The following is a 9,049-nucleotide window of genomic DNA, read 5'->3' on the forward strand; positions in this document are numbered from 1 at the left end:
GTCTTATATCCACGTTGTCTGGACCGCCCACTTGGCGGGCCTGGCGCCTTGGTCTGCTCCTAGCCTATACACTCTCCCTATGACAAAAAAAATAAAACAATATAATGACGAACGAATGGCAATACACTCCCTTCACCCCAGAGGAGGAGGAGGGTGGCTCTCAACTGGCGCACGCCTTGAGAATACCCGCTGTGGCGGGACGCCTACTCTATCGTCGCGGTATCCGTACGGAAGCAGAGGCTCAGCGATTCTTTCATCCATCGCTGGAGGATCTGCACGACCCCTTTCTGATGCAAGATATGGATCTGGCGGTCAAGCGTCTCAACAAGGCGCTCGGACGCAAGGAGCATATTATGATATACGGCGACTACGATGTAGATGGCACGACGGCTGTATCACTAATCTATAAGTACCTCCGCTCGGCGGGCTGTAGCGAGCACCTCCTGAGCTACTACATCCCCGGACGGGACGATGAGGGGTACGGCGTATCTTATCGGGGCGTGGACCATGCCCACGAGATAGGTGCGACGCTAATCATTGTGGTGGACTGTGGCATCAAGGCTATCAACGAGATAGCCTATGCTAAGACGCTGGGGATAGACTTCATCATCTGCGATCACCACCACCCAGACGACCAGTTGCCCGATGCAGCGGCCGTCCTAGATCCTAAGCGCCCTGACTGTCACTACCCCTTTGAGGAGCTCTGTGGGTGTGGCGTGGCGTTTAAGTTTATGCAGGCCTTTGGTATGGACAATGGCTTCCCCTCCGCTTCGCTCTTTAAGCTCCTCGACTTGGTCGCGGTGAGTATCGCTGCCGACCTCGTCTCTGTGATGGATGAGAATAGGATCCTGGCGCACTACGGCTTGCGTCAGCTCAATCGCAATCCATCGATGGGGCTCAAGGGGATCATCAAGACTTGTGGTCTCGAGGGTCGTAAGACCACGATGGCCGACATTATCTATAAAATCGGACCAAGGATCAACGCCTCGGGGCGTATGATGAATGGCCGCGAAGCGGTCGATCTCCTCCTGAGCAATGATGCGAAGACGACGGCCCGCATGAGCGAGCTGATTGACGAGTACAACGTCCGTCGTCGTGAGCTAGACCGCTCGACGACCGATGAGGCGATGCAGCTCCTACAGGTCAATCCAGAGCTGGCGCATCAGCCCATCGTGGTCCTCTACCAGCCTGACTGGCACAAGGGGGTCATAGGGATTGTCGCCTCTCGTGTGGCGGAGTATACCAATAGACCGACAATCGTCCTGACTGGCACGAGCGATCGTATCGTCGGTTCGGCGCGCAGTGTGGGTGGCATAGACATCTACAGCATCATTGAGGAGGCGAGAGATCTGCTCTTGAACTTCGGTGGCCACACTTATGCCGCTGGACTGACCCTATTGCCCGACAAGCTACCCGACTTTAGAGCCTACATACAGAGCGTCAATGCGGTAGTTGATACGGATCGTGCGCAGTCCACACCGATAGAGGTCGATGCGGAGATAGAGCTTCGCGAGGTGACGCAGAGACTATACACGACGATACAGCGCTTTGCACCGTATGGCCCAGACAATTACCAGCCGCTCTTTGTCACGCAGCAACTCTATGATGGCGGTGGTAGTAAGGCCGTGGGGCGCAACGGCGAGCACTTTAAGGTAGATGCCATACCTACACTAGGATCTAGGAAGCACTGCCCAGGAATAGCCTTCAACCAAGCCCCCGCCTTCCGCTTTATCAAGAAGTCTTCGGCAGGAAGGGCGAACGCTCCCTTTGCCCTTGTCTACCAGATAGATGAAAACCACTTTAACGGAGTTGTCTCCCTACAGTTACTAGTCAAGGATGTCAAGCCACAACGACCTGGAGAGGACCTCTTTGCCTCCCAGCGATGAGACGGTTGGCACCCCTTCTAGACGTGGTGAAGCTGTCGACTGGGACTTGCTCCTGGAGGAGCAGGACGACCTATGGCGTGATGCAGCGACCGATCCGCGAGCTGATACCGAGCGTGAGTGGCTAGGCGAAAAGCCTTCACAGCCGACGGGCGATCAACCTGAAAAGGCTGACACCGCCTCTGCGGACGATGAGACTACCCCGCTAGGAGTGCTCCATCGCTACTGGGGTTACCCCGCCTTCCGATTCAAGCAGGCGGAGATCATTGAGAGCGTCTTGGCGGGACGAGACACGCTTGGGTTGCTACCTACGGGCGGAGGCAAGAGCATCACCTTTCAAGTGCCAACGGTGCTACACGACGGGCTGACACTCGTCGTCACGCCACTCATTGCGCTCATGAAGGATCAGGTGGACGGTCTCAACAAGCGGGGCATGTCTGCCACCGCTATCCACTCGGGTATGGAGTACAAGGAGATACAGCGCGCCTTGGACAATTGCCTGTACGGTGGGTGCAAGTTCCTCTACCTTTCGCCCGAGCGTCTGGCATCGCCACTCTTCCTCGCCTGTCTGCCCGAGCTACCGATACGGCTGATCGTTGTGGACGAGTGTCACTGTATCTCGCAGTGGGGCTACGACTTTCGCCCTAGTTATCTGAAGATTGCAGAGATACGTCGCTACTACCCCGCCGTGCCACTCCTGGCGCTCACAGCGACCGCTACGCCAGAGGTGGTCGCCGACGTGATGGCTCGTCTTAGCTTTCGTGAGCCGCATGTCATCAGTAGCTCATTCGCTCGGGACAACCTGCAGTATATCGTACGTCCTACGACGGACAAGGCGACGGAGCTCCTCCATATCCTAGCCTCAACGAGTGGCAGCGCAATCGTCTACTGTCGCAATCGCAAGAAGACGCAAGAGCTGGCTGAGATGCTACAGGAGACTGGTATCTCGGCACACTACTACCATGCGGGACTGACTCACACAGAGCGAGAGATCAAGCAAAACGCTTGGATGGCTGGCGAGGTGCGTGTGATGGTTTGCACCAATGCTTTCGGCATGGGCATCGACAAACCCGATGTGCGTCTCGTCGTGCACTGGAGTATGCCCGTGGCTCTGGAGGAATACTTCCAAGAGGCTGGACGTGCGGGGCGTGACGGACAGCGTGCCTTTGCCGTGGTGTTATACGAGCGTCGGGATCGTGGTATGCTCCTGCAGCGGGTGCAAAACGAGTTTCCCGACAAAGCTTACATTCGTGATGTGTACGATACCCTCTACAGCTACCTAGGCATTGGTCTCGGCGAGGGGATGGAGCGTAGCTACGAGATAGATCTTGAGGCGTTTGTGCGGACAGAACATCTGCATCCGATACGGAGCTTGAGCGCCTTGCATATCCTCGAGTTGGCTGGCGCCTGGGAGCTACTCCTTGACGAGGCACGCTCACGACTCATCGTGGAGGTCTCGAGAGAGGAGCTATACTACATCCGAGGCTTATCCGCCCAAGATGACAAGGTGCTACGGGCTGTCTTGAGAAACTACTCGGGACTCTTTGCCGATTACGTCTTCATCGACGAGCGTACCCTCTCCATACAGACCCGCCTGACGGGGGAGGCGGTTTACGAGAGCTTGGTCCGAATGAGCCAGCGAGGCATCATTCACTATATCCCGCGCAAGCGCTTGCCCCGTATCCTCTTCTACACAAGGCGGGAGCGCAAGCATCACTTCCTCATCCCCCCCGAAGTGTACGAGCTGCGCAAGGAAGCGATGACCAAGCGACTCACCGCTACGATCGCATACCTTGACAGTCAGCAGGGTTGCCGACAGGCGATGCTCCTACACTACTTTGGCGAGGAGCTCGCTGTGCCGTGCGGACGCTGTGACCTTTGCCTAGCTCGTAAGGCGCACTCCCAGCGTAGCAAAAGAACTTTGGAGACGCGACTCAAAGCTCTTCTAGAGCAAATGGAGGAGCCGTCACCTACTTTACAGGAGTTAGCCAAGAGGCTAGGGGTCAAGACGAAAGCTTTGCTCCCGATCCTGCAGAAGCTCCTCGAGACAGACGACCGCTACCGTACCGACGGGGTACACCTATATAAGAATAAGTAATCGAAAGAGTCATCACGATATGATCCTACACCCACACGCTAAGATCAACCTCGGGCTGCGTATCCTACGCCGTCGCCCCGATGGCTACCATGACATCGAGAGCTGTATGCTCCCCATCGGCTGGGCGGACCAGCTCACAGTAGAGATAGCTGCAGGCGCAGCGGAGGACTCGTACGAGATCGTTGGTCTAACGGGAGACTTGCCTATTGAGCGCAATCTCATCTACAAAGCGGTGCAACTACTCCGAGCGCACGACCACGAGATTCCTCCGCTACGGCTCAAGCTCGAGAAGCGGATCCCGTCAGAAGCTGGCCTCGGTGGTGGCTCTGCTGATGCCGCCTACACGCTCCTAGCGGTCAATGAGCTGTGCTACTTAGGACTCTCCACGGCACAACTAGAGACGTTGGCAGGAGAGCTGGGCAGCGACTGCCCCTTCTTCATCCAGTCCCGCCCCGTGCTGGTCACAGGTCGTGGCGAAAGGCTCACACCGCTCACGATGCCGTCCGCACTCCTCGGCAAATGGCTCCTCGTCGTCAAGCCCCCCATCGGTATGAGCACCGCCGAGGCGTACCGACAGGTGACACGCCACCCAGAGGCGGAGGGCAAGCTCGTGGCGCTACTTGAGCAACCGATAGAGCAGTGGCAAGAGCTCATCGTCAACGACTTCGAGCCCGTCGTCTTCGCGCACTATCCCGAGCTAGCCGCTCTGCGAGACAAGCTCTACCACCACGGTGCTCTCTACGCTGCCATGTCCGGTTCCGGCACCGCCCTCTACACCCTCTTCGCCGACAATCCCCTCTCGTCCACCTCGCTCGCTCCCCACCTCGCCGACCTCCCCGTCTGGCTTGAGCGTCTCTCCTGACCCCACCTCCGAGGAAATCAAAAATGCCTCGGTAGAAACCGAAAATCTTCCACCGAGGTATAAAAAAAATCTTCCGAACTTTCATTTCATTCTTCCGAAGTTTCATTTCATTCTTCCGAACTTTTATTTCCCAGCTCCGTGGAGAAATTTCGTTTCCTCACTAGAGATTTCTGATTTCCTACCGAGGGGGGATGGGCAGCTCGCATTGACGAGTGTCGCTACATCGGGTTAATTGATTTACGATGTTGAGTTTTTTGTATCTTTGAGGTGTAAAACAACTTCTTTCTATGAAAACAACTCATCTTTGGTTTACACTCTTCACAGCAGTGGTCATCACCTGCACCTTCGGTCAGTCGGCGCAGGGGCAAGAGACGGGTAAGAGTCTCAAGTGGAAAGTAGCTATCGGGCGATTCTCCAATGAGACTCAGTATGGTAAGGGTATTTTTTATGACCGAGAGAATGACCCTATAGCAAAGCAGGCTCAAGATATCTTGGCCGCTAAACTAGTCGCCTCTGGGAAGTTTATACTCCTAGAGCGATCGGATGCTGAGGCGGTAGCACAAGAAGTCACCGACGGGACTAGTGAAGGCTCTATCAAAGCAGACTATGTGATCCTGGGGTCGGTGACCGAGTTTGGTCGTAAGACTACTGGTCAGACGAGCTTGTTTACAGCAGAAAAGACGCAACAAGTCGAAGCTGCGGTCAACCTCCGTCTAGTAGACGTCGCAACAGGTATCGCAACCTACTCTGAGGAGGCAAAGGGATATGCAAACAATGTCAGCAAAAGTACTCTCGGCCTAGGCGGAAGTAGTGGTTATGACGCTTCGCTGGGAGACAAAGCCATATCAGCGGCAATAGACCAGCTAGTAGAGAATATTATCAACAAGTGCTCAGACAAGCCTTGGCGCACCTACCTCATTTCGATGGATCAAGATGGTACCATCATCGCTGGAGGAGCTTCGCAAGGGCTCTCCGTCGGAGACCGATTTGACATCTACTCAAAAGGCAAAAAGGTGAAAAACCCTCAGACGGGTGGCTTCATAGAGCTACCAGGCAAGAAGGTGGGTGCCCTAGTCATAACTATGACTCTTGGGGAAACACCGATGACTGAGTTCTCTCTAGTAGATATCGTAGAGGGAGATATAGACTCCTCAGACTTGTCTCAGTACTATATACAAGAAATAAAATAGAACTATGACACGAAACACAATTTGTAGCGTACTGCTAGGCTCTTTAGTCGCACTACTATTAGTCGCCTGCGGTACTGTCAGTGAGTCCACAGGAGGACTTACTGATGAGGGCTTTGTCAAGGTAGTGAGTGACAACTCTGCCCTGGCACAGACCACAGTCCAGGTGTTTGTCAATAACAAGTCACCTGAGAGTGTGACCGTCCTCTCCAAGAGAAAAGCTGCGAGCAGCCAGCCACATCTATATCTCAAGCCAGGCTCTTACAGCATCCGAGTAGTAGACGAAAAGGGAAACGTCCTGTACAACTCCAAGATCTTCTTGTCTACGAGGAAAACAAAGATCATTGAACTGCACTGAAACAATATCCTCCATACAATATGAAAAGGAACTACCTCATCAGCCTACTTGGTCTGATCTCTATGCTTACGCTCGCTAGCTGTGGGACGACCTCGCTCTACTCGTGGTATGGATATGACAACCAGATCCATGAGTTTACTAAAAAACGTACCCCTGAGAGCGAAGCGAAGCTCATAAAGACGTATGAAAAACTAATTAACACGCCCAACGGTGTAAGAAGAACTGTCCAGCCTGGCATCTGTGCTGAGTATGGGTATCTACTTCTCAAGTCAGGTAAGAAAGAAGAAGGCTTGGCAATGCTCAAAAAAGAGATCGAGCTCTACCCAGAGAGCACAGTCTTTATCTCACGTATCATTAAGCAGTTTGAAAAATGAAAACCTACTATAAGGCTTTAGCTCTAGGACTCTTCATGGGTCTCATGGGGCTACTTACATCTTGTGGTGTATCTAATCCCGTCTCAAAGGGGCAGGCTTATGCTGAGCTATACAGTCAGAAGCCTCTAAGCATCCTCGTAATGCCTCCGATCAACAAGACAAACAAGGTCGAGGCAAAAGAAGCTGTATATGCCTCACTATACCACCCTCTCGTAGAGAAAGGCTACTACGTATTCTCCCCTATACTCTCTCAGGAACTACTGCAAAGTGAGAGTGCTGACGATGCAGAAGTCTTTATAGACGGGTCTCTCAAGCCGTTTAACCAAGTCTACACGGCTGACGCTGCGCTCTTTACCATAATCAAAAAATGGCGCAAGATAGATCTATTAGCCCAGATAGAGGTGGAGATCGAGTATATACTCAAATCCACGAAAGACAATAAGGTGCTATTCCAGAGAAGCGCAGATGTTACGGTTGACTGCTCTGCTAAGGTTAAGACAAATATTGCCCTATTAGATCTAGTCGTAAGCGCTGTGTCTACAGCTCTCTCAGACAACGTCATCGGGGCAAGACGTGCCAATATGTTTATACTTTCTGACCTCCCTGATGGCAAATACGCACCAAACTTTGAGAAGGACAAGGAGCTTATAGCAGGTCCAAAAGATGTCAAAGGTGTCGTCAAGAAATAAGGACAGCAAGTAAACGGACCTAGCGTAGAGAGCAACGGTGTCTACTCACGCATTGATAGGTCATCACAACGAGACAGAAGGCTCTGTCGTCTAGGGAAGACGACAGAGCCTTCTGTTGCTTCATCCGTTATGCTAGACGATCTATTGCCCAAGCTTTGCGAGCCTCACTACAAACCATATCGAGACACTCCTCGTGCGACCGTTGTTGAGCAACCCGTGACGTGTGTCCCTACACGGTGTTACACGTCTCGTCTAACGTGTAGTCTCTAACCAGCCGTTGTGTCGCTCTTCTTTAGGATCTGTTGAGACGCTTGTGGGTTACCGACCGATGTTGAGAACACTAGGGGGCTGGGTGCGATGGGCGCTTGTATTACCTTTGCACCGTCAATTAACTAGACATAGGCTAAGTAACAGTGTCGTGGTTTTAACGGGGACGGACGCCCTCCCGCTAGACACTCCTGTGCGTCCCTATACCTCGTCCCATACGTCACGACAGCGGGCTACCCGTTAAGCGAGGCGAGCGAAGAGCGCTTTGTAGAGCGTGGAGAGGATTTTGTCGGCTTGGTAGACGGTGGTGACGTGATGCCACTTGACGCTGCGGTGTCCCTCACGGGTCTCGCGCACTTCGCACGCTTTGCCGTAGCTGGCCACACTCTTGAGGAGTATGTCGAAGGCTTTGCTCTGATAGTATGCCGAGCCACTGGGCGGTAGGAAGAGGATCATCTGCTCACGACGCAGCGATACCTTGACGATGCCAAGGTGGCTGGCCAACCGTCGCAGACGTGGTACCATAAGAAGCCCTTTGGTCTGCGGTGGCAGGGCGCCAAAGCGGTCTCGTAGACGATCGGCGAAGTCTTTTAGTTCGCGGTCACTCGCCAGCTCGTCTAGCTCACGGTAGAGCAAGATGCGCTCGCTGTCTTGCGGTATGTATTCGTGGGGCAGGGAGAGGTCGAGGTCGGTATCGATCGTGGTGTCTGTGAGCGCATTGCCTAGCTCCGCCTGCTGCTCCGTCTGAGCGGCAAAGAGCGCAGCAAAGTCCTCCTGCTTGACCTCGCGCACCGCTTCTTCAAAGACTTTGCGGTAAGTCTCGAAGCCTAGGTCCGCAATGAAGCCACTTTGCTCGGTACCTAATATATTGCCAGCGCCTCGTATGTCCAGATCCTGCAGGGCGATACGCATACCACTGCCTAGGTCGGAGAGACTCTCGATCGCCTTGACACGCCGTGCGGCAGCCTCCGTGAGTGTGCCCAGGGGCGGGGTGATCAGGTAGCAGTATGCCCGCTGGCTACCACGCCCCACACGGCCACGGAGCTGGTGCAGGTCGCTCAGTCCGTAGCGATGGGCGGAGTTAATGATGATGGTATTGACATTAGGCATATCAATGCCGTTCTCGATGATCGTCGTAGCTAGGAGCAGGTCGTACTTGCGCTCGGCAAAGTCTAGCAGTATCCGCTCCGTCTCGCTCGGGGTCAAGCGCCCGTGAGCGATCGCTATGCGAATGCCTGGGACGCACTCCTGGATCTGTCCCGCCACGCCGTGGATTGACTCAATGCGGTTGTGGACGAAGAAGACTTGCCCGTGGCGTGCTAGCTCGTAAC

General features: G+C 54.0%; 8 protein-coding genes. 7 read left to right on the plus strand and 1 reads right to left on the minus strand.

The annotated features are described in order from the left end of the window. The first annotated feature begins 104 nt into the window (after nucleotides 1–104). From recJ to Q0X57_RS06330, 7 genes are all read left to right on the plus strand, one after another. Entirely contained in the window at nucleotides 105–1,886 is a 1,782-nt protein-coding gene (gene recJ, locus Q0X57_RS06300) for a single-stranded-DNA-specific exonuclease RecJ (protein WP_297729150.1), read from the plus strand. Next, nucleotides 1,870–3,981: an ATP-dependent DNA helicase RecQ gene (locus tag Q0X57_RS06305; RefSeq protein ID WP_297729153.1), complete on the plus strand. Its 2,112-nt coding sequence runs from the start codon at nucleotides 1,870–1,872 to the stop codon at nucleotides 3,979–3,981. Before recJ ends, Q0X57_RS06305 begins: the two co-directional genes overlap by 17 nt. A gap of 19 nt (nucleotides 3,982–4,000) precedes the next feature. After that, nucleotides 4,001–4,843 carry a 4-(cytidine 5'-diphospho)-2-C-methyl-D-erythritol kinase gene (gene ispE / locus Q0X57_RS06310; protein ID WP_297729157.1) on the plus strand — a complete coding sequence of 281 codons (843 nt, stop codon included), beginning with the start codon at nucleotides 4,001–4,003 and terminating at the stop codon, nucleotides 4,841–4,843. A gap of 287 nt (nucleotides 4,844–5,130) precedes the next feature. Next, a complete protein-coding gene (locus Q0X57_RS06315) occupies nucleotides 5,131–6,033 on the plus strand; it encodes a CsgG/HfaB family protein (RefSeq protein WP_297729160.1) in 903 nt (300 codons plus the stop codon). A gap of 4 nt (nucleotides 6,034–6,037) precedes the next feature. Next, nucleotides 6,038–6,388, plus strand: a complete 351-nt coding sequence (locus Q0X57_RS06320; RefSeq protein WP_297729162.1) for a hypothetical protein — start codon at nucleotides 6,038–6,040, stop codon at nucleotides 6,386–6,388. 20 nt (nucleotides 6,389–6,408) lie between these two features. Further along, entirely contained in the window at nucleotides 6,409–6,762 is a 354-nt protein-coding gene (locus Q0X57_RS06325) for a DUF4810 domain-containing protein (protein WP_297729165.1), read from the plus strand. After that, nucleotides 6,759–7,451 carry a GNA1162 family protein gene (locus tag Q0X57_RS06330; protein ID WP_007365424.1) on the plus strand — a complete coding sequence of 231 codons (693 nt, stop codon included), beginning with the start codon at nucleotides 6,759–6,761 and terminating at the stop codon, nucleotides 7,449–7,451. The genes Q0X57_RS06325 and Q0X57_RS06330 overlap by 4 nt, the downstream gene beginning before the upstream one ends. A gap of 507 nt (nucleotides 7,452–7,958) precedes the next feature. Here Q0X57_RS06330 and Q0X57_RS06335 read toward each other — a convergent pair. Next, nucleotides 7,959–9,049: TRCF domain-containing protein (locus tag Q0X57_RS06335; RefSeq protein WP_297729170.1), on the minus strand; the 1,091-nt coding region annotated here is incomplete at its 5' end.

Source organism: uncultured Porphyromonas sp., assembly GCF_947254915.1.
GTDB lineage: Bacteria > Bacteroidota > Bacteroidia > Bacteroidales > Porphyromonadaceae > Porphyromonas.